Raw genomic sequence first — 21,177 nt, 5'->3', positions numbered from 1 at the left:
CTGGGGGCGGTGCTGTGGGGCTGAGGTACGGGTTCACCGGTCCGCGCCGCCGAGCACCCGCCGGACCGTCTCCGCCACCACCGCCATGCCCGCGTCATTGAAGTGCAGGTGATCGCCTGGATCGTAGGCCGGCAGGAGGCGGGTGGGGTCGGCCGGGTCACGGAGCGCGGCGTCGGCGTCGGCGACCGCGTCGAAGGCGCCGCCGGTGCGGATGAACCCGTTCACCTGCTGCCGTACCGCCTCGCGGGCGTCCGTGTAGGCGGAAAAGCCGCGGTACGGGGTGAGGGTGACGCCGATGACCCGCACCCCCCGGGCGTGGGCGCGGGCGACGAGGGTGCGGTAAGCGGCTGCGTAAGCGGTTACGTCGTCGGCCGTGGGCGTGCCCTTGATGTCGTTGATGCCCTCCAGGACGACCAGGACCCGTACCCCGGCCCGGTCCAGGGCATCGGCGTCCAGGCGGGCGAGGGCGCTCGGTCCGGTGCCGTCGTGCAGCAAACGGTTTCCGGAGATTCCGGCGTTGAGGACGCCGAGCCGGTCGGCGCGGACTTGTTCGGCGAGCCGGTCGGGCCAGCGGTGGTTGGCGTCGGGGGTGGAACCGTTTCCGTCGGTGAGGGAGTCGCCGAACGCGACGATGCTGCCCGCGGTGGGGCCGAGGACGTCGACGCCGGTGACGTAGTACCAGCGGCTCGTGGTGGCCGAGTAGGCGGCGCCGTCCTCGTCGGCGGCCCGGCCCGCCCCTGCCGGGGCCAGGTAGCTGGTCTGCAGGGCGGTCTGGTGGTAGGTCGCGGGGCCGCTGTCCGCGGGGGTGTACACGGTGACGAGGAGGTCGGCGGCGGCCGGCACGGGCAGCGGCACCGGGTCGGTGACCGTGTCCTGCCCGGGCGGCACGGTCACGGCCGGGGCGCCCTGGAAGGTGGCGGTGCGCAGGGTGCCCGGCACGGCGTTCGGACCGGTCGCACGCAACGCGACGGTGACCGCGCCGAGCTGCAGGGGCGCGGTACCGAAACGGTTGCTGAGCCGGATGCGCACGGCCGTGCCGCCGACGCTGAGATGGACGACGTCGCGGATCGCGGTGCCGGGCAGTGCGGGAGCGGTACCCGACGGGGCGGTCTCCCAGCTGCCGGTCCAGGGCGGCGGCGCCGGCTCCGCGACCGCCGGCGCCGTGGTGCCCGGCAGCATCGTCAGCAGCAGCACCGCGAGGATCCGTCTGGCCCCGGCCATCTCCGCACCCATCCTTCCCCGTTGCTCGTCGGAGCAGACCGTCCCACACGGCCGGCCCGCGGCACCGCACCTTCGAGGACGGTCCACCCGCTCGGCGCAATGAGATCAGGACGGCCCAGGGCCTGTCCGGCGGATCGGGCCGGCTCCGGGCAACGGCGTCGCGCCGGCGCGACTTCGGCATGATCCGGCGGACAGACCCCAGAGCGCGGGGCCGGTGTGGGGGCGGGGGACGTGCTCGGCTGCCGTCATGACTCGCCGCCCAGCCGTTCATCAGGGATCCCCGCGCCGCCGAGCCACCCCGACCGGCCTCTTCCGGCAGGCGGCGGACGCCGGGCTGCTACGGCCCGGGCCGAGCCCCCACGCCGAGCCGGTCGGGCTGCCGGCCGTGTCCGCGGGGCTGGACACGGGCGTCCTGCCGGCCGGCGAGATGGGGACTCCGCCGCCGCCCTCACCTATGACCTGGACCCGGTCTACCCTGCCGCGGAAGGGAGTTGGGCCTGGCCGGCGGCGAGTGCGCCCTCGAGGGCCAGAAGCCACACCTTGCGTTCGACTCCGCCCGCGTACCCGGTCATCGCCCCGTTCGCACCGATGACCCGATGGCACGGCCGCACGATCAGCAGGGGGTTGGCGCCGATCGCCCCGCCGACGGCGCGAACCGCGGCGCGCGGCGCGCCGATACGCGCGGCGATCTGTCCGTAGGTGACCGTGGCACCGTACGGCACCTCGTCCAGCGCGGCCCACACCCGCTGCCGGAACTCGGTGCCCCGAGCGCTCGACGGCAGGCTGAACTCCTTGAGTTCGCCGGCGAAGTAGGCGTCGAGCTGGTCCGCGGCTCCACGGAACGGCCCGGTGTCGTGCCGCCAGCCGTCCAGCACCGTCCGGCCGCCCTTCTGTCCGGGTACGGACAGCGAGGTGAGCACCCCGTCCGAGTCGGCGGTGAGCAGCAACCGGCCCACGGGGACGTCCAGTTGGGTCCAGTACACGGTCGTCATGCGCTCCACTCCCCTGCCACGCGCAGATGCTGGACGGCGTACGAACGCCAGGGCCGCCAGTCGTCGGACACCGCCGCGCCGGGCGGCGCGACGTCCGGATCGCCCAGGGCGCGCACGCGGACGGCGGCGACGGTCGCCGGGTCCATACCGGGCAGGCCGAGCAGGGCCTCCTGCGCCTCGTCCCGGTCGGCTCCCGGATCCAGCCGTACGGTGCCGTCGGCGACGGCGGCGGCCAGCGCGCCCAGCGGCCCGCCGGGCTCGGCCCCGGCGAGGGCGGCGGGCTCGGGGAAGAGATGGGTGAGACCGCCGCAGGGCGCGTCGAGCACCTTGCCGTACCGTCGCACGAGCTCCTGTGCCCCCTCCCGTCCGACCAGGGCGCGGACGGCGGGCTCCAGCGGGTCCACGGTGCCGGGCGAGCGCAGTCCGGGCCGGGCCGCGACCAGCGGACCCAGCCGCGGGTCGGCGCCGAGCCGCTCGTCGACGGCGTACGGGTCGGCGTCCAGGTCGAACAGGCGCCGCAGCCGCTGCACGGCGGTGGTGAGGTCCCTGGGGTCGGTGAGATGCAGCCGCGCGTCGAGCCAGCCGCCCGGACGGGTGCCGGTGCCGGCCCTGGACGCCCGGGTGCGCTCCTCGACGGCGACGAGCCCGGTGCCGTACGGCAGCCGCAGTGTGCGCCGGTAGGTACGGCCGCCCAGCGCGCCGGAAACCTCCTCGACACCGGTTACCGCCTCGGCCGCGAGCTGGTCGAAGACGGCGCCGGCCTGGTACGGGCCGCGGTGGGCGAGCCGCAGCGGTATCCCGGCGCCTGCAGCCGCGGCCCCGCGCACACCCCGGCCCCGGGACGGGGCACCACGCCCCCGGTGGGCGGTGACCCGCAGTTCGGTCGGCGTCGAGGCGTACACCTCACGGACGGTGTCGTTGAACTGCCGCACGCTGGCGAACCCGGACGCGAACGCGATCTCGGTGACCGGCAGGTCGGTGGTCTGCAGCAGCACCCGCGCGGTGTGGGCCCGCTGTGCCCGCGCGAGCGCCACGGGCCCGGAGCCCAGCTCGGCAGTGAGCTGCCGCTGGACCTGCCGGGCGCTGTAGCCGAGGCGTGCGGCGAGCCCGGCGACGCCCTCGCGGTCCACGACACCGTCGGCGATCAGCCGCATGGCCCGCCCCACGACGTCCGCCCGCACGTTCCACTCCGCCGACCCCGGCACGGCGTCCGGCCGGCACCGCCGGCAGGCCCGGAACCCCGAGCCCTGCGCGGCGGCGGCCGTCGGGAAGAACCGCACGTTGTGCCGCTTCGGCGTCACGGCCGGGCAGCTGGGCCGGCAGTAGATGCCGGTGGTCTCGACGGCGAAGAAGAAGACGCCGTCGAACCGCCCGTCCCTGCTGCGCACCGCCTCGTACCTGGTGTCCTCGTCCCTCACGCGTTCCAGTGTGCGACGCTGGACGGGGACGGGCTGGCGGAAATCGGACGCGGAACTGCTTCTGCTTCAGGCTCCGCCTCCAGCACAGGGCCTACTGGAAACGCCCTCGCTTGATCTCCATCGCCGCCTTACCGGCGGCGCCCTTCCGTTTCCAGTCCCGCCGAAGCTCCGCACGGACCCGTGCGTCGGACTTGGCCACGATCCACTGGTTCTCGCGCACCAGCTTCCGGTAGCTCTCCAGCCGCCGCACCGCGAGCTCACCGCTCTCCACGGCGGAGCGCACCGCGCAGTCCGGCTCGCTCTCGTGCGCGCAGTCGTGGAAGCGGCACCGCTCGGACAGTTCCTCGATCTCGGCGAACACCTGGCCGACACCGCCCTCGGCGTCGTACAGACCGACGCCCCGCAGCCCGGGTGTGTCGATGAGCACGCCACCGGAGGGCAGGGCGAGCAGGTTGCGGGTGGTCGTCGTGTGCCGGCCCTTGCCGTCGACGTCCCGCGCCGCCCGTACGTCCATGACGTCCGCGCCGACGAGGGCGTTGGCCAGCGTGGACTTGCCCGCGCCGGACTGGCCGAGCAGCACGGACGTACCGGAGCCGACGAGCGCGACGAGGACGTCGAGCCCCTCGCCGTGCAGGGCGCTGACGGTCAGCACCGGCACGCCGGGCGCGCTGGTCTCGACGTCCTGCACCAGGTGGGCCAGGGTGACCGGGTCGGGCACCAGGTCGGCCTTGGTGAGGACGACGACCGGCTGGGCCCCGGACTCCCAGGCCAGGGCGAGGAAGCGTTCGACGCGGCCGAGGTCGAGCTCGACGGCGAGCGACACGGCGACGACGGCGTGGTCGACGTTGGCGGCGAGGATCTGCCCGTCGGACCGCTTGGAGGAGGTGGAACGCACGAAGGCGGTGCGGCGCGGCAGGTACGCGCGCACGTACTGCGGATCGCCGCCCGGGTCGACGGCGACCCAGTCCCCGGTGCACACGACCTTCACCGGGTCGCGGGGCACGACGAACTCGGTGTCGGCGCGGACGACCCCGCCCGCGGTGACGACGTCGCACTGGCCACGGTCGACCCGTACGACACGGCCGGGCAGGAGACCCTGCTCGGCATACGAGGCGAACTCCGCTTCCCAGCCCTCGTCCCAGCCGTACGGGGCGAGAGGATGCGAGGAAGACGAGGACGAGCCCGTGAGAGAAGAGAAAGACAAGGGGGAACCCTTCACAAGGTGGCCCCGGCCCCGCGCTCACGAGCGCGGGAGGAGTGAGGTCAGCCGGTGGCCACGGAGGTGGAGTGGATGAACTTCCGGATGCGGGCAGCGCCCATCACAGAGACAGCCATCGGTCACACCTCCCATTCCTCACTCGGCCGACAGCGGCGGACAGCCACTGCGTGAAGTGGACCTCACCCTAGAGGCGCGCGCATTCCGGCGCCACCGATTTTCGCGGCGATGGCACAGCATCTCCCTGACAACGACGGGTGATCAGCTGCGCTTACAGATGCGATCCATCAGATTGGCGGTGGCTCGCTGGATGCGGGGGTCGACGTGGCCCGGGCGGTCCAGAGCGGGGGACCAGGCGAAGGTGCCGGAGGCGAAGACGAGGGCGCCGCTGGGGGCTTGGTAGAGGGAGGTCTCCTGGTGGCGGGTGACGCGCTCGCTGTCCCGGTACGGGGAGTGGGCGAGGAGGATGCGGGCCCGGTGCTCGGGCAGCCGGGTGCGCGGGAAGTAGCGGTCGGCCTCGCCCGCGACCATGCCGTCGAGTTCGTCGCCCTCGTGTGCGCCGGTCGCCTCCCACAGCCAGTGGCCGGCGTTGCGCACGACCATGGGGGACGGCTCCGGGACCCGGCCCGCGTACTGGACGCCGAGGAGCAGTTGCTCCGGCTCACCCGAGTCCCTCCACAGGGCGGTACGGCCCTTCGAGTCGGAGCGGTGCTTGCGGCAGCGGACGAGGCGGTCGGTTTCGCCGGAGGGGGACGGGCCGAGCTCGGCTTGCCAGTACATGGTGTTGGCGGAGAGGAAGACAAGTGACGTGCCCTGGTCGCGGGCGTCCTCGACGGCCCTGCGCATGGCCGTCGACCAGTACTCGTCGTGGCCGGGGAAGACCAGACCCCGGTAGCGGGAGGTGTCGACGCGGCCGGCGTGCAGGTCGCGGGCGTCGGCGTAGGCGAGGTCGTAGCCGTAGCGCTCGGCCCAGCGGATGAAGTCGTAGGCGTGGCCGACGTGCAGGGGCAGGCCCGCGCCCGCGTAGGGGCGGTCGAAGGAGACGGTCGTCGCGGCCTCGGACTCGCCGAGCAGACGGCCGTTCTCGTCCCAGGCATGGTAGAGGCTGGCGCCGGTGCGCCCGTCTTCCGGGAAGAGGTTGTAGGCCTGCCAGGTGATGTCCGGGAGCAGGAGAAGGAGGTCCGCGGGGTGGCTGTCGCGCACGGTGAAGGGGACGTGGGAGCGGTAACCGTCGGCGGTGGTGAGCACGGCTACGTACGCGCCGACGTTCCAGTGGCCCGGGATCTGCAGGCGCCAGGAGAGCCACCAGTGGTGGCAGGAGACCGTGCGGTCGGCGACCAGCGGGGCGGGCTGGACGATGCCGGACAACCGGGGGCTGGTGGTGATCTTGGAGGCGCCGTCGCCGCCGTAGTGGCCGATCCGGTAGACGTCGACGCTGAACTCCTGGGGCGGGTCGACCGTGATGCGGAAGTCGATCGTCTCGCCCGGCGCGACCGCACCGGGCGAGGCGAAGCCCTTGATCTGGCGGTGCAGGTCGTCGGCCGGGCGTGGGCCGCGGACGCGGGCGTGCGGGGCGGTCTCTCCGCTGCTCTGGGCCAGGTCGATGTACCAGGGGACGACATGACCTGTGTCGTCGAAGTACTGCTCGTTGCCCCTGAGCCAGGGCACCGGGCCCTGACCAAAGGGATCGGTGACCGCATGCGCCAGTGCACCCGACTCCCACCGGCGCAGCTTCACACTGGTCACGGCCGGTTCTTCGGCCATGCCGAGGCTCGACAGGGGCGGCCTGCGCGTCACCCTTTTATCGGGCGTGCTGGGCTCTGGATGCCGTGCGACGGCTTGGACCCTGTCGTTCTGATCCCGCAGCTGGGACGACTGACTCGGCCGAGAGGAGTCTGTCGCGGTGTGCGGGAGCACCCCGAGGAGTTCAAGTGTCTGGCGGGACGCAGCCGCAAGTGACTGCAAGGAGGCGGAGAGCGCCACGTTTGCGTCGAGACCGGAAACGGCGGAGGCATGGGCACCGTCTGGCCCTGCTCGGTCGGCGATGTGCTCCTGCAAGGCATCGTGGACCCGCCATGCGTCGGATTGGCCCAGAACCTTGGTCAGCGCGACTCGTGCGTCTTCGCGGAAGTGGAGGCTTGCACCGTCTTTGAGCAGCAGGCCACCGCTGATCAGCTCGGCGACGTCGTCCGTCCCCGCCTCGGGCACCAGTTCTTGGCGTACGAGATTGATCAGCGGCAGCGTCAGATCACGGAACGGGGAGCACAGAACGGCCAGTTGAGCCGCAGCCGGTGAGGCGACGCGTTGGAACGAGTCGGCGAGGTCCGCCCCGGAGACGGGCTCGGCGTCCTCGTGCGGACGGCCGCCTTGGGGGATCAACAGAGCATCACAGCCCGGCGCGTCCCTCTGCATCAGGGTCCTGGCCCACTGCCCGAGCGCGTGCCGCGTAAGCCTGACCGCTGGAATCGGCACCCACTGATCGTGGGACCGTTTCCGCAGCAGGTGGGGCACCAGGTGACTCAGCTCCGTGTTCACAGCTCCAGGCACCGAAGCGCCCACGCGGATCGTGGGGAGATCGAGGCCGGAGCGGGACCAGAGCCGGGCGGGGAGGGGAGTGAGAAGGGCGGTCGGACTGGACAGCGCCCAGGCGCGGAGTATGCGCCACACATCCGGCCGGCGCCAACCGCTGTCGCTCCCGTCGGTGACCACGATCACGAGAGTGCGGCGGTTGGGCGCCTTGAGCTGATCGGGCCCTACGGCGTCGCCCTGCTGATTGCGCAGCACGGAGCGATCTCCCGAGGGCGTCATACGGCACTGCTGGATACGGCGGAAAGCTCCAAGCTGCTGCAGAAGACGCGTCAGTTCGGCGACGGCATGGCCCCACAAGGCCATGCCAGGTGAGTCGTCGATGACGAGGAGAAGGTCGAACCACCTCTCCGGCGCGGGCCGGAACTCCGGGATGAGTCTGCGCGTGAGGGTGAACGACCGGACGGTGGCCTCGAGATCGAGTTCCGATTGCCGCCCTTGGGGCCAGCGCCGCTTGAGGGGGCGAAGGGCGTTGCCGAGAGCCAGCATGTTGGGGAGAGCGTCTGCCTGCCGGACCCGCACCTGCCTGTCGGACACCGTCCGACGAACACCAGAAGCCGACGCGTCGCCGGACGCCGTCCTGGTCGGGCCCTGGGCGTCGGTCTGCGCAGGCTCTGGCCGCTGCGGATCAGCGGCGGCGCGGGGTGGCGAGTCGGTGTGGCGCGCCACCTTGCGGAGGCCGACCACATGGTCGATGGCCGAGTCCAGCGGTGTCGCCGTGGCCAGCCACAACGCCTCGGCGATGGCCGTGGCGTCGAGGCCCAGATCGAGCCGTAGTACGGACTGCACGAGCCCGTCGAGATGGTCAGCCACCATTGAGATCCTGCAGCAGCAGACGGAGTACGCGCTCGCGGGATGCGCCGCGCGGCGCGTCGTCACCGGCGACGACGAACAGGGCATTGAGCAGTTGGTCGACGGCCAGGCTGTCGCCCGCTTGGATCCTGGTGACGAAGCCCCGCACGAGGTCGGCCAGCGGAGCGGAATCGGTCACGTCGAGGCCGAGATGGGCCAGAACCATTTTGCGGATGGCCTCGTTGTCAGGCTTGGGCATGACGAAGCGGATGCACCGACGGAGGAATGCCGCGGGGAAATCGCGTTCCCCATTACTGGTCATGACGATGAACGGAAACTCGGTGCACTGGACTCGGCCTCGAGTGATCCGGTGACGTTCCTCGCTGTCCCACATACGGACGTCCACGTCCTTGCGGTTGTAGCGGGTCAGCTCCGGGATCTCGAATTCTCCGCGTTCGAGCACTTCGAGAAGGTCGCTGGGCAGGTCCAGATCACTTTTGTCGAGTTCGTCGATCAGTAGGCAGCGGGGCTTGGGCGACGGGATCATCGCTGTGCCGAGCGGGCCCAGCTGGAGAAAGTGGGCGATGTCATCCGCCGGGCGACTGGGCTGAGCCAGTTGTTGGTCATGGATGCGGCCGAGGACGTCGTAACGGTACAGCGCTTCACTCAATGTGCTGCGCGAAGTGATGTGCCAGCGTAGGACGGCCCCGAGCCGGAGTTCCTCGGCGACCGACTCGATGACCGTCGACTTGCCCGATCCGGGCGTTCCGGTGATGAGCAGCGGCCGACGAAGACTCAGCGCCGCGTTCACCGCTTCCGGCAGCCCGTCGGGAGGCTGGAAGGGGATACCGAGGGAGCGCCGGGGGAACTCACGCCACGGTGGCGGTGCGCCCAACGACACATCACGCGTGACACCGTCGCCACGGTAGTAAGAACCCCACGTCATCGATTTCTCCTTGGTGAAGCATGTGAATGGCGTTGGACGCCTGCGCAGAAGGCCAGCCACTCGTCGTCGTCCCAGATCGCACGTACGTCAGCCATGGGGTCGCTCTGGTTTCCGGCCCACCGGGCGCGGTAGGCGGCAAGGAAGCCGGCCGGCAGGTCGTTCCAGCGCTTGGCGACCTGCGCACAATGCTCGGCCGACCAACCGGTCCCGTCCGGCCACAGCAGGATGGGCGCGTACGACAGAAGCAGGTCGAGGAGCTCCGGGTCGCCACGGGGGCACTCCAGCAAGCCGATCGGTTTCACGAGACGACCGTTCTGGAGTTCGTCCCGCAGTCTGTCGTGAGGTCTCACCTCGTGGTCGGCCAGCCAAGTTATCGGGCTGCTGCCGCCGTCATGCGCTGCGATGACGGAGAGTCTCGCTTGTGCGTGCTTGTTGATCCACCGCATTCCGGCCGGTGGATCGAGGCGAATGCTCCATCGGGTCCGTACGTCGTATTGCACTCCGAGGCGTGTCCCGTTGATGGCTGCCTCAGGAGCCCACTGCAACATGATCCTGCTGGGAACGGCCACTTCGATGCGCTGCAGACGCAGGTCGAGTTCCTCGGCCATGGCTTCTGCCCACTCGACCGCCTCGATGAGCTTTGCCTCAGCACCGGCCTGGCTGGCCGTGCACTGAGTGAGCACCGCATGATCGTGGATGGCCCCGTCCAGGAGGAGCCACGCGGTCAGACTCTCCGGCCAGTCTCCTGCCGGCGAGTCGAGGCGGACCACCAGCCGCAGTCGACGTTCCCGACTGATCTCCCGAGCTCGGAGGACTGCGTCGTTGTAGGGAATCAGCGCATCGATGCCGAGGGCCCACGAGCGCAACTCGGTTGCCTCGAGGTCACATCCGGTGTCCTCGGCCAGGGCCGCAACGAACCGTGCCAAGACGGACCGGCAGGAGCCGTCTTCCACGGGATGGTTGAGAGCGATGCTCTCCACTGCGTCTCGCGCACCGTCCAGCGGCCGGTGTGACCGCGCTCCGACAGTCGCCATGGCACGACGAAGCGCGGGCGTGTTGAGGCCGGCCGGCATGAAGGAGTGCAGAAACGCGACGGTCTGCCTGGCGAGGAGCAGGCTGTCCAGCGCTCTGGCTACGCGGACTTGCGCCGGCGTGGCGGGAAGGCAGCCGATCTCCCTCTGCAAGTCGCGCAGCGCGGCCGCCGTCCAAGTCCGGGGGAACTCCCGGTCCGGGAAGAGAGCGAGCAGTCCGGTGGCCAGCTCATCCGTTCCCCGCTGACCGACTGCCGACGTGGGACAGCCGCCGGCTTGCCGGTTGCGCGCCAGCCACAGCTCGGGGGCCGAGGAGTCACCGTCGTAGGAGGAGGCGATGACCCCACGCGTGGCCGCCTCGGCCCGTAAGCCCTCTTTCAGCACTCCCACTCCGAGACGCTCTCCCCCGGCCGGTACGCCGCCCCGCAGGAGCTTGGCGAGCCCCTTGGAGAAGTCCAGATCGTAGGCGCTCTGCTGGACGGCGGAAGCCATGAGCAGGTCGATCCTGGTCTGGCCGCTCCGTGCGCCGGTGGTGAGCTCCTCGATCGAGGGGTGTGCGGCTGCGGCGTTGCACGTGTCGATGATGGCGATGACGCCTCTCACGCCCAACTGGTTGGCCGCTTGCCCCAGCAGATCCTTGATGTTCACGGCGGAGACCGCCACGCCCTCAGTTGACTCCCAGCCCATGAGATGCAGCGTCGCGTGTTCGCCCGAGACCAGACCGTGACCGAGAAAGGCCATGATCAGGGCAGCACCGTTTGTGGCCGCGTGCTTGATCGCGCTCCGAACCGCGATCCAGATCTCGTCGACATCAACACGACCCAGGAGCAGTGACCTGCCGTCCGGCAGGCCTGGGGCACAGTCGCCTATCTCGGGGTCGGCGAGTACGGCGACCAGGGAATTCGCGGCACTTTCCAGCTCCAGGAGGTCTTCCATCGCCTTGCACTGCGCGGCGACGACCAGCAGGTGCCTGCACTCACCTGCTGTCATGAGGGTGTGGCAGTTGCTTGAAGAGCCTCGATCACCGGGCCCGCGACCGCTCCTTGACTCAGGTACTTGGTGGCCGTGTGCACCCACAAACCGTCCGAGTCGACACGGGAGCTGTGGACACGCACCCCGTCGGCGTTCGCGCCGACGTCCGACTCCAGGATCGGTCTGGGCACGATGACGTCGTCACGATCCCAGAAGTTGAGCCAGGAAGCGACACCGGGTGGAGTGCTGCACGGCTTGGGCTCCAAGTGCGGCCACACCACCGCGCGCATCGCCAGCGGTGAACCCATGGTCACCAGCAGTGGCACGGAGACCGGGAACTCGTGCAGCGTCTCGTAGGCCACCACGCTGCCCAGGGAGTGCGCCACCACGACCGACGGGCCGGTGCCTATCGCCTGCGCCACCACACTTCTGATCAGGACATCGAGAGCGTTGCGGCTTCGCGCCAGGTACTGCGCCACCTGGTTGAGGTCACGCACCAGGAACTTGCCGCCGGCCCATTGGCCGCCTTTGCGCCAGGGCCCGGCATCGAGCATCGTCGTACTCGCGTTGATGCAGGCCCGGACGACGTTGCCCGATCCCTGTGGCACCTTGCCCGCGGGACGGAGTTCGGCCAGGGCCTGGCGGAGGGCGGACTGTTCGTGGCGACCGATCGCCTGACCGAGGTGGGTCTCGATGACTTCCGCCAAGAGTCCTGCAAGGATGTCGGCATCGGCATCCACCAACTCGATACTGGCCGTTCCCTGAGCTCCGGGCTTGTGGAGCAGATCGCCGTAGTACGCGAAGACGACCTCCGCGAGGCTGCCCTCCATGAGCTTCGCCGCGGCCTTGGCGTGCCCCGCAGCCTTCGCTCCCTGAGCCAGCGCCGCAGTCCATCGGTCACGGTCCAACTCGACCCGCCGCGGACCACCGATGCCATGGACGAAGACGAGCCGTAAGACCACCGGGCCTCCACGAACGGCAAAGGGGGAGAAATGCTGGCGATCAGTGACCTTAGCCCACCACACTCCGCGATACCGCATGAAACAGCAAATCCGGAGTGGACGGCACCTGCAACCAGGAGCTCCTCCCTCAGGCCAGGGCGAGGAAGCGTTCGACGCGGCCGAGGTCGAGCTCGACGGCGAGCGACACGGCGACGACGGCGTGGTCGACGTTGGCGGCGAGGATCTGCCCGTCGGACCGCTTGGAGGAGGTGGAACGCACGAAGGCGGTGCGGCGCGGCAGATACGCGCGCACGTACTGCGGATCGCCGCCCGGGTCGACGGCGACCCAGTCCCCGGTGCACACGACCTTCCCCGGGTCGCGGGCCACGACGAACTCGGTGTCGGCGCGGACGACCCCGCCCGCGGTGACGACGGAAGGTGCCGACCAGGCACCCTGACCTGCGCGCTTACGCCGGGATTGGCCAGGCTGGCCAATAGGCCGGCGCCCGACGCGTGCCATGCTCGTGTCGGGCTTGTTCGTAGTCGATGGAGAAGTGCGTCACGCCCGAGTAGCTGATGCGCAGGCCGGAGTCGTGCTTGACCTTGTTGGGTGCGAACTCCAGGGCCAGGCCGCCACCCTTGTCGGTGGCCACGTGGATCCCGGCCACCGGGCAGCCGGGGGCAAGCGGTCGCGGAACTTGGGGAGTTCGGCGAGATAGGCCCTCGGATCCACGAAGAATCCGCCATCATCCCAGACCGCCGTGACGTACTTCATGTGCAGCCTTCCGCGGCGAGAGGGGGCCGCCGCCACTTGGTCTCCGCTGATGTCCTCGGTGCCCTTGGGGCCGATGCGGCCGGTCTTCCGCAGCTCGTAGATCGTCCGGTGCGCGCCGTCAGCGGCCCGAGCAGGACGCCCCGTTGAGCGTGAAACCGTACGGTGACCGGTTTCTGTCCTGCCAGGTGCCGATGAAGCCGAAGGACAGCGTGCCGTGTGCGGCGACGGTCCTGTCGTAGTCGGCGGCGGCGGCGGTGACGCGGGAGCCGCGCTGGTCGGCGGTGGCGTCCCACATCTGGCCGACCTGCTGGCCGTCGCGGAAGCTCCAGGAGACCCGCCAGCCGGTGAGCGCCCTGTCCGTGGTGACCGTGACGGTGGCCTGGAAGCCGTCGGGCCACTGGTTGACGAGGTCGTAGGCGACCCGGCAGGCAGCCGCGGGTGCGGTGGTGCCGGTGCGGCCGGGGCCGGGCCGGTACGTGGCCGAGGAGGCGCCCTGCGGTTCGGGATCGGGCTGCGCGCGATGGGAGCCGGCGGTCGTGCGTGGCGCGGAGGGGGTGACGGCGGGTGCCGCCGTCGGGGCGGCCGGCCGGGTGGGGGTGCGGGAGACGCTGGGGTCGGCGACCGGCTGGCGGTCGTCGCGGGCGGCGGCGTCGTCGCCCGAGTCGCCGAACGGCATCATCGACACGCCCAGCGCCAGCGCCGAGAGCAGCACGGCGGCGGCGAGCAGGCTGCCGCGCAGGACGCGGCTGCGCCCGGCACCCTCCTCCGGGTCGTCGGCGGCGGGGTCGGCTGCGCCGGGGCGGCCCGCGCCGAGACGGACCTCGGCGGCGCGGCGGCGGCGTTCCAGGTAGGCGAGGCCGCCCCAGCCGATGACACCGCCGGCCAGCGCGGCGGGCAGCCCGCCGCCGTGCAGCCGCAGGCAGGCGGCGGCCTCGGCGCACCGCACGCAGGTCGCGAGGTGCCGGGAGAGGTCGTCGGGGGCGTCGGCGGCCGAGCGGGTGACCGCGTCCAGCAGACGGGCGTAGGAGCGGCACCGCGCGTCCATCGGGGTGTCGAGGTGGGCGCGGTGGCAGCGGTCCCGGAACAGGGTGCGGACCTGGTCGAGTTCGTCGGCGACGGTGGCCGGGTCCAGGCCGAGCCGGTGGGCGACGGCGGGCAGGGGCAGCGCCTCCACCTCGGCCAGCCACAGCAGCGAGGCGTCGGCCTCCTGCATGTCCTTCAGGCCGCGCAACGCGACCGGGCGTTCCAGCGGCGGGCCGGAGAAGCGGGCGGCCTTCCTGGAGTTGAGCCACAGCCGCAGGTCGGGGTCGAGCTTGTGCCCCTGTCCGCCGGCCTCCCAGGCGGCGGCGGTGTCGCGTACGGCGGTGAGCAGCGCCGGAATCGTGGGCAGCCGTGCCGTGCGGCGGCGCGGACCTCGCGCACGCCGAGCGCGAACGCCTCGGTCGCCAGTTGATGGGCCGTCAGGGATCCGGAGGTGCACAGGTCCGCGTAACTGAGCACCGCGTCCCAGCCCTCCGAGAACAGCTCGGCCTCGGTGGCGTCCTGGGGGGTCGGCAGGTCGGGCATGGGACTCCTGCATCCACGAGCGAGGTCAACTCACCATAGGCAAAAGGAAGTTGCCGGGAACCTCGCGGCAGGGCACAGAGCTTTTCACGTCCTCGACACAACTGACAAGCGGCCTGTTCACATCCGGTTACCGATGGTGGCCGGACGGGCGCACGACGCGTTGAGCCCACAACTTCGGCCTCTGGTACGGATGCCTGAGCCGCCGCGCTCAACGCCGCGCCGGACTGCCGCCCGGGATCACACCTCGACGGGCGCCTCCGTGACGTCCGCCACCGGGTCGCCGGCGGGCAGGCTGTCCATGAAGGAGCTGACCGAGAAGACCGCGCGGCCGGGTCCGGGCGGGCCGTAGCCGGGCGGGGAGGAGAGCCCGAAGTCGTCCATCGTCTGGCGATAGGCCTGCAGCAGCCGGATGTGGTACTCCAGCGGCGCGCCCTGCGGGTTGGCCTTGCCGAGCGGGGTGGTGGGCTCCGGGCACCAGGTGGTGAAGCGGGGTGTGATGCCGTGCGACATGAAGAAGCGCAGGCCCTCGGTGGTGGAGGCGATGGCCTCGTCGACGGTGGTGAAGCCGAACGGCTCGGCCATCTCCACCCCGGCCACGAAGTTGGGGATCACATTGCGCGCACCGAACACCTCGGCGGAGTCGAGGATCCGCCGGTGCCACTCGTCCCGGCCGACGTACCGCTCCTTGCCGGGGCAGTACAGCTCGAACAGCCGGCGGTCCCACACCTCGAAGTTGGGGTGGTAGATCTGCACGCCGTAGTCCTTGAACCGCTGGACGTCCGCCCTGGGCAGCGCCTGGGCGACGACCTTGCCGATCCAGCGGCCCGGGAAGCGCTCCTCGATGGCCTTGGCGTAGTGGCCGTAGAAGTCGGCCTCGTCCCGCCCGGCAACCGTTTTCGTAATGGCTCCGCCGGTCAGCGTGTACGCGGTGGAGGCCTTCTGGGTGTCGTAGCGGTCGATGATCTCGAGGGCCTCCAGCACCTCCTCGACGTCCTTCACCCCGGTGTACGGCCGCCCGGCCGCCTTGTGCTGGCGCCAGTTGTGGTTGATGTCGCAGTACTGGCACTCCTCCTTGGCGCCGAAGTACTGGCAGACCCGGAAGACGGTGAGGTAGATGAGATAGCCCCACTGGATGGTCGGGGCCACCTCCATCACGGACTTTCCGTTGGAGAGGGTGTGCCGGTAGTACTCGGGCATGGGCGGCACACCGACGTCGGCGATCCGCTTTCCGTCGAGGTAGAGCCCGAGCAGCCCCTCGTCGTCGGCGGCCACCCGGTAGGGCGAGGCAGGGTTCACCCGTACGGAGACGACGGTACGGCGCAGGCCGTACGGGCCGCCGGTGAGGATGATCTCCTCCGGGGGGCGCCGCAGCGCGGCCTCGCCCAGCTCGGGGAGGGTGCCGTGGTCGAAGGAGAAGATGAAGTACGACTTCGGCTTGACCTCGCCGCTCTCGTTGTCACTGAGGGCGGACGGGTCGAAGGCGACGCCGCCGCGGAGCAGGTCCTCCTTGAAGACGGCTTCCCGCGGAACCTGCGGGAACCGCTCCATCAGATCCTCGACCAGCGCGGTACGACTGCCCATCCGTCTGTCTCCTCCCGGCTCAGGCGTACGTCTTACACCGTATGCCCCCGCCTGCGCCTCAGCCGTGCCGGGTCCCCGCACGGCGCCCGATGTGGTCCGGCACGGCTGTCCCGGCCGGCAGGGCCGGGTCGGGCTCCGGGGCACCCCACACGGTGGTCAGCGGCAGCACCCCGGCCCACAGGCCGAGGGCCGCGTCGGGGCCGTCGCCGTCGTCCGGGGCCCCGGTGCGGATCTTGACGGAGGCCTCCTCGAGGGAGACGGCGAGGAGGGTGGTCGCGGCCAGCTCCTTGCGGCTGGGGCGGCGGGCGTACGACCACTGGCCCGGCGCGGAGTGCTCGGTGAGCCGGCGCAGCCCCTCGAGCTTCTTCTCGGGGTCGGTGATCCGTCGGGACGTGCCGTGGATCACCGCGCTGCGGTAGTTGACGCCGTGCTCGAAGACGGACCGGGCGAGCACGAGCCCGTCCACGTGCGTGACGGTCACGCACACGGGGGCGTCTTCGGCGAGGCTGCGGCTCGCCACGGACCCGTGCAGATACAGCCACCGCTCGTCCCGTCCGTACACGGTGGGCAGGACGACCGGCCGGCCGTCCATCAGCACTCCGAGGTGACAGACGAACCCGGCGTCGAGGATCACCTCCAGGTCCGTCCGCTCCAGGCTGCCCTGCTCTCGCAGGCGGCGGTGCCGGGTGCGGTCGGTGACGGGCAGGTGGGCGGGGAGCGGTTCCTGAGTCATGGAGCGGAAGGTATCGATTCCGCAGCTGGCAGGCCAGTCAAATTTCGTATACGCCCGTTCTGCGATATGGGACGACGAAATCCGCAGACATGCCGCCTCTCGTGCCGCACCGGATGAGAGGGTCGGCCCACACGCACTCTCCGGGAGGACGCAACTGTGACAGGGACGGCCGGGACCGCCGGGACGGTCACCAACTGGGCGCGCACCATCACCTACTCCGCGCGGGAGTTCCACCGGCCGGGCACGCTCGACGCCCTCGCGGCGCTGGTGGCCGGCAGCGTGCGGGTGCGGGCGCTGGGCAGCGGGCACTCCTTCAACCGGATCGCCGACCCGGGTCCGGACGGCGTCCTGGTGTCCACCGCGGACCTGCCGCCGGTGATCGAGGTGGACACGGCCGCGCGCACGGTCCGCGTGTCGGGCGGCGTGCGCTATGCCGAACTGGCCCGCGTCGTCCACGCCCACGGGCTCGCCCTGCCCAACCTGGCGTCCCTGCCGCACATCTCGGTGGCCGGTTCGGTGGCGACCGGCACCCATGGCTCGGGGGTCGGCAACGCGCCGCTGGCCTCGGCCGTGCGGGAGGTGGAGCTGGTCGTCGCCGACGGCTCGACGGTGACGATCGGCCGGGGTGACGCCCGGTTCGACGGTGCCGTGACCTCGCTCGGCGCACTCGGCGTGGTCAGCGCGCTCACCCTTGACCTGGAGCCGGCGTACGAGGTGGAGCAGCATGTGTTCACCGAACTCCCGCTGGACGGGCTCGACTTCGCCGCCGTGGCCGGTGCCGGGTACAGCGTGAGCCTGTTCACCGACTGGCGGGAGCCGGGCTTCCGGCAGGTGTGGGTGAAGCGGCGCACGGACCGGCCGGCGGTGGACTTCCCGTGGGCCGCGCCCGCGGCGGGCCCGCTGCACCCGGTGCCGGGCATGCCCGCGCAGAACTGCACCGAACAGCTGGGCGCGCCGGGGCCGTGGCACGAGCGGTTGCCGCACTTCCGGGCGGAGTTCACGCCGAGCAGCGGGGAGGAGATCCAGTCGGAGTATCTGCTGCGGCGGTCGACGGCGATGGATGCGCTGTATGCGATCGACGGCATCCGGTCGACGGTCGCCGGTGTCCTGCAGACCTGCGAGGTGCGGACGGTCGCCGCCGACCCGCAGTGGCTCAGCCCGGCCCATGGGCGGGACTCGGTGGCGCTGCACTTCACCTGGGTGCGGGAGGCGGCGGCCGTCCTGCCGGTGGTGCGCCGGCTGGAGGAGGCCCTGGCGCCGTTCGAGCCGCGTCCGCACTGGGGGAAGGTGTACGAGATCCCGGCGACGGTCGTCCGTGGACGGTATGCGCGACTCGCCGACTTCCGCGCCCTCGCCCGCTCCCTGGATCCGGCAGGGAAGTTCACCAACGCCTTCGTGAGAGATCTCCTGGAGGGCTGACGGCGCGCTGTGGGCGCCCTGGCCGGGGGACTTTCTACAGCCCCTTTCCAAACCCCTTGTCGAAAGGCGCCCCGAGCCCATAGCCTGGCGCTCGCGCCGGTGCCGAGGTCGCCCCGGCCCGGACGGGACGGGAGGGACAGCCGCGTGAAGCGCACATCACGTGACATCCGCACCGCGAACCGCTACGAGGTGCTGCGCCAGATCATCGCCGAGTCTCCCACCTCCCGGCAGGAGCTGGCCGCGGCCACCGGGCTGAGCCTGGCCACGGTGGCCACGCTGGTCGGCGAGCTGCTGGACCTGCGCATGATCACCGAGGTCGGTTTCGAGGACTCGGCGGGCGGCCGGCCCCGGGGCCTGGTGGCAGTCAACGCGTCGGGGGGCGCGTTGATCGGCGTGGACATCGCGGAGACGTACGTTCATGTCGAGCTGTTCGACCTGGCACTGAACGTGCTGGCCCGTGCCGACGAGGACGTGCGCCCCGGCGAGAGCCGCCCGGAGCAGGTGGTCGGCCATGTGGCCGCCGCTGTCGGCTCGGTGGTGGCGCAGGCCGGGGTCGAGGCGGCCCGGGTGCTCGGTGTCGGGGTGAGTGTGCCGGGCCAGGTGGACCGGGACACCGGCGTCGCCGAGTACGCGCCCAACTGGAACTGGCACGACGTGCCGTTGCTCGATCTGCTCGCCGAACACATCGCCTATCCCCTGTACCTGGACAATCCGCTGCGCGCGTGCGCGGTGGCCGAGCTGTGGTTCGGGGCCGCGCGGGGCCGTGGCGACGCGGTCGTGGTCAATCTGGGCACGGGGGTCGGCGCCGGACTGGCTCTCGGCGGCGGGCTGCACCGGGGCGTCAGCAACAGCGCCGGCGAATGGGGTCACACCACGCTCGTACTGGACGGACGGCTGTGCCACTGCGGCAATCACGGCTGCGTGGAGACCTATGTCGGCGCGCCCGGCATCATGCAGAACCTGCGTGAACTCAGTCCGCAGTCCACGCTGTTGCACCCCGAGGACCAGACGGCCACCATCGACGCGCTGGCCCGGGCGGTCGACGCGCAGGACCCGGTGGCACTCAAGGTCGTCCGGGACACCGCCCGTTACCTGGGCGCGGGCATCTCCGACCTGATCAATCTGCTCAACCCCGAAGTGGTCGTGCTCAGCAGCTGGGTCGCCTCCCGGCTGAGCGAGCCGCTGCTCGGCGAGGTCCGCGAGGCCGTCGCCCGGCATGCGCTGCGCCGGCCGCTGGCAGCCACCGAGATCGTCCTCTCCCCGATCCCCACCGATCCGGTGTCCCTCGGCGCGGCCACGTTCGCGCTGGAGGGGGCGCTGCAGTCCGCCGGGCAGAGGTCGGGCAGATCGCCGGCGAGGCGCCGGGCAAGTGCCTCGACGTCAGCGGACAGGCGCCCGGCGACGGCAGCACAGTGATCCTCCACAGCCGCAACGGCCAGGGCGACGAGGTCCGGGCCGGGCAGTAAGCCCCGCTCACCCACCGGCCGAGGGCCGCCGGTCACACCCTGACCCGGCGGCCCTCATCTCCCTTTTCCTCTCCGGGTGTTCGGAATTCCGAACCGAGCACAATGCTTCGTGCCGACTTCGTCCAACCCCTTGCCGAAGCATTTGCCGAAGGTTAGCGTCCCGCACCACGCCCCACGTTCCGAGCCATCCGGCCGCCGGGCATCGAGCCGCAGCATCTCGACAGACAAGGACGTCAGCATGTCGGCAGTGAGCAACAGCAACTGGGACCGCCGTTCGCTACTCCGGGCCGCCGCCGGTCTGGCCGTCGCCGCCCCGCTCGCCGCGTGCGGCAGCAACAACGGCCGTGGCGGTGGCTCCGGTTCGGGCAAGCGGCTCACCCAGATGTTCCACGCCTACGGCGAGCCGGGGACGGAGCAGGCGATCAAGCGGTACGCCGCCGCCTACAAGAACGCGGACGTGACCACGCAGTGGATCACGAGTGCCGACTACGAGAGCAAGCTCTTCGCCACGCTGCTCACCAAGAGCGCCCCCGACCTGTTCGAGTTCCACCCGCAGATCCAGCTGGTCAAGAGCGGCCAGGTCGCGGACCTGAGCGACATCGTCAACCCGGTCAAGGACGACTTCAACGCGGCCGACATCACCTCGCACACGGTGGACGGGAAGATCTACGGCGTCCGGATGATCGACGACCCGCAGTTCTTCTTCTACCGGCCCTCGCTGTTCAAGAAGGCCGGCGTCAAGGTTCCCGAGACCCTCGACGAGCTGATCGAGGCCGCCGCCAAGCTCACCACCGGCAAGATGAAGGGCGTCTACCTCGGCAACGACCTGCACGCGATCGTCAACCCGCTGATCTGGTCCGCGGGCGCCGACACCCTGGACGACAAGAACCAGATCGCCTACCACACGCCCGGAGTCATCGAGGGCCTGAAAAAGTTGCGCAAGCTGTTCACCAGCGGTGATCTGCTTCTCGGCGCCCCTACGGACTTCTGGGACCCCTCCTCGCTCAGCCAGGGCCTGTGCGCCATCCAGTTCTGCGGCATGTGGGCGATGCCGCAGTTCCAGAAGGCGCTCGGCGACGACCTCGGGATCTTCCCCTTCCCGAAGACCGTCGACTCCGGCAAGCCGTCGGTCTACAACGGCGGCTGGTCGATGTTCGTCAACGCCAAGGGCGACAACGTCGACGCGGCCAAGGAGTACGTGAAGTGGCTGTGGATCGACCAGAAGCAGTACCAGGAGGACTGGGCCACCTCGTACGGCTTCCACATCCCGCCGCGCGGCTCGATCGCCGCGTCGGCCACCAAGCTCAAGTCCGGTCTCCCCGCGCAGGGCGTCAAGCTCTTCAGCGACTACGGGCACTTCGACAACATTGGCTGGACCCAGGCCATGATGCAGGCGACGTGGGACGTCATCGCCGACTGCGTCCGCAAGGGCGGTGACCCGGAGGCGGCCCTCGACACGTGCGACAAGACCGTGGGCCGCGAGCTGAAGAAGCTCTTCGGATAGGCCGGCGGACGGACCACG

General features: G+C 70.8%; 14 protein-coding genes and 3 pseudogenes. 3 read left to right on the top strand and 14 right to left on the bottom strand.

The features are described from left to right. Positions 1-33: 33 nt before the first annotated feature. The 14 genes and pseudogenes from ACZ7HQ_RS07805 to ACZ7HQ_RS07740 form a co-directional block, all read right to left on the bottom strand. Positions 34-1,221, bottom strand: coding sequence for an SGNH/GDSL hydrolase family protein (locus ACZ7HQ_RS07805; protein WP_470986136.1), 1,188 nt, complete (start codon positions 1,219-1,221; stop codon positions 34-36). 470 nt (positions 1,222-1,691) lie between these two features. After that, the gene (locus ACZ7HQ_RS07800; RefSeq protein WP_470986134.1) at positions 1,692-2,213 is read right to left on the bottom strand and encodes a methylated-DNA--[protein]-cysteine S-methyltransferase; all 522 of its coding nucleotides are present in this window, start codon (positions 2,211-2,213) and stop codon (positions 1,692-1,694) included. Beyond that, positions 2,210-3,631 (bottom strand): bifunctional transcriptional activator/DNA repair enzyme AdaA, encoded by a 1,422-nt coding sequence (locus ACZ7HQ_RS07795; RefSeq protein ID WP_470986131.1) that lies wholly within the window; start codon positions 3,629-3,631, stop codon positions 2,210-2,212. Before ACZ7HQ_RS07795 ends, ACZ7HQ_RS07800 begins: the two co-directional genes overlap by 4 nt. A 91-nt stretch (positions 3,632-3,722) precedes the next feature. Then, positions 3,723-4,835, bottom strand: coding sequence for a ribosome small subunit-dependent GTPase A (rsgA, locus tag ACZ7HQ_RS07790; RefSeq protein WP_470986128.1), 1,113 nt, complete (start codon positions 4,833-4,835; stop codon positions 3,723-3,725). A 273-nt stretch (positions 4,836-5,108) separates the two neighbouring features. Further along, positions 5,109-6,611, bottom strand: a complete 1,503-nt coding sequence (locus tag ACZ7HQ_RS07785; protein WP_470987125.1) for a N,N-dimethylformamidase beta subunit family domain-containing protein — start codon at positions 6,609-6,611, stop codon at positions 5,109-5,111. Positions 6,612-6,887: 276 nt separating this feature from the next. Then, positions 6,888-8,249: pseudogene (locus tag ACZ7HQ_RS07780) on the bottom strand (SAV_2336 N-terminal domain-related protein); the annotation flags it as partial. Further along, positions 8,239-9,171, bottom strand: coding sequence for an AAA family ATPase (locus ACZ7HQ_RS07775; protein ID WP_470986126.1), 933 nt, complete (start codon positions 9,169-9,171; stop codon positions 8,239-8,241). The pseudogene ACZ7HQ_RS07780 and the gene ACZ7HQ_RS07775, both read right to left, overlap by 11 nt. Beyond that, a complete protein-coding gene (locus tag ACZ7HQ_RS07770; protein ID WP_470986123.1) occupies positions 9,168-11,192 on the bottom strand; it encodes a vWA-MoxR associated conflict system protein in 2,025 nt (674 codons plus the stop codon). Before ACZ7HQ_RS07770 ends, ACZ7HQ_RS07775 begins: the two co-directional genes overlap by 4 nt. Further along, the gene (locus tag ACZ7HQ_RS07765) at positions 11,189-12,004 is read right to left on the bottom strand and encodes a hypothetical protein (protein ID WP_470986120.1); all 816 of its coding nucleotides are present in this window, start codon (positions 12,002-12,004) and stop codon (positions 11,189-11,191) included. Before ACZ7HQ_RS07765 ends, ACZ7HQ_RS07770 begins: the two co-directional genes overlap by 4 nt. A 262-nt stretch (positions 12,005-12,266) precedes the next feature. Beyond that, positions 12,267-12,635: pseudogene (locus ACZ7HQ_RS07760) on the bottom strand (hypothetical protein); the annotation flags it as partial. Then, a complete protein-coding gene (locus ACZ7HQ_RS07755) occupies positions 12,583-12,768 on the bottom strand; it encodes a hypothetical protein (RefSeq protein WP_470986117.1) in 186 nt (61 codons plus the stop codon). The pseudogene ACZ7HQ_RS07760 and the gene ACZ7HQ_RS07755, both read right to left, overlap by 53 nt. 240 nt (positions 12,769-13,008) lie before the next feature. Beyond that, positions 13,009-14,456, bottom strand: a pseudogene (locus ACZ7HQ_RS07750) (cellulose binding domain-containing protein). A gap of 237 nt (positions 14,457-14,693) precedes the next feature. Beyond that, entirely contained in the window at positions 14,694-16,037 is a 1,344-nt protein-coding gene (locus ACZ7HQ_RS07745) for a radical SAM protein (protein WP_470986116.1), read from the bottom strand. A 58-nt stretch (positions 16,038-16,095) separates the two neighbouring features. Next, positions 16,096-16,770 (bottom strand): pyridoxamine 5'-phosphate oxidase family protein, encoded by a 675-nt coding sequence (locus ACZ7HQ_RS07740; RefSeq protein WP_470986114.1) that lies wholly within the window; start codon positions 16,768-16,770, stop codon positions 16,096-16,098. Positions 16,771-16,926: 156 nt separating this feature from the next. Between ACZ7HQ_RS07740 and ACZ7HQ_RS07735 the strand changes: the two genes are divergently transcribed. The 3 genes from ACZ7HQ_RS07735 to ACZ7HQ_RS07725 all read left to right on the top strand — a co-directional run bounded on the left by ACZ7HQ_RS07735 (position 16,927) and on the right by ACZ7HQ_RS07725 (position 21,159). Beyond that, the gene (locus tag ACZ7HQ_RS07735) at positions 16,927-18,189 is read left to right on the top strand and encodes an FAD-binding protein (RefSeq protein WP_470986111.1); all 1,263 of its coding nucleotides are present in this window, start codon (positions 16,927-16,929) and stop codon (positions 18,187-18,189) included. A 144-nt stretch (positions 18,190-18,333) separates the two neighbouring features. Beyond that, a complete protein-coding gene (locus ACZ7HQ_RS07730; RefSeq protein WP_470986108.1) occupies positions 18,334-19,605 on the top strand; it encodes an ROK family transcriptional regulator in 1,272 nt (423 codons plus the stop codon). A 288-nt stretch (positions 19,606-19,893) separates the two neighbouring features. Further along, the gene (locus ACZ7HQ_RS07725) at positions 19,894-21,159 is read left to right on the top strand and encodes an ABC transporter substrate-binding protein (RefSeq protein ID WP_470986107.1); all 1,266 of its coding nucleotides are present in this window, start codon (positions 19,894-19,896) and stop codon (positions 21,157-21,159) included. Positions 21,160-21,177 lie beyond the last annotated feature (18 nt).

Source organism: Streptomyces sp. NPDC037290 (genome assembly GCF_055603245.1).
Note: the sequence above shows the minus strand (reverse complement) of the source record. Positions and strands in the feature narration are given on the sequence as shown.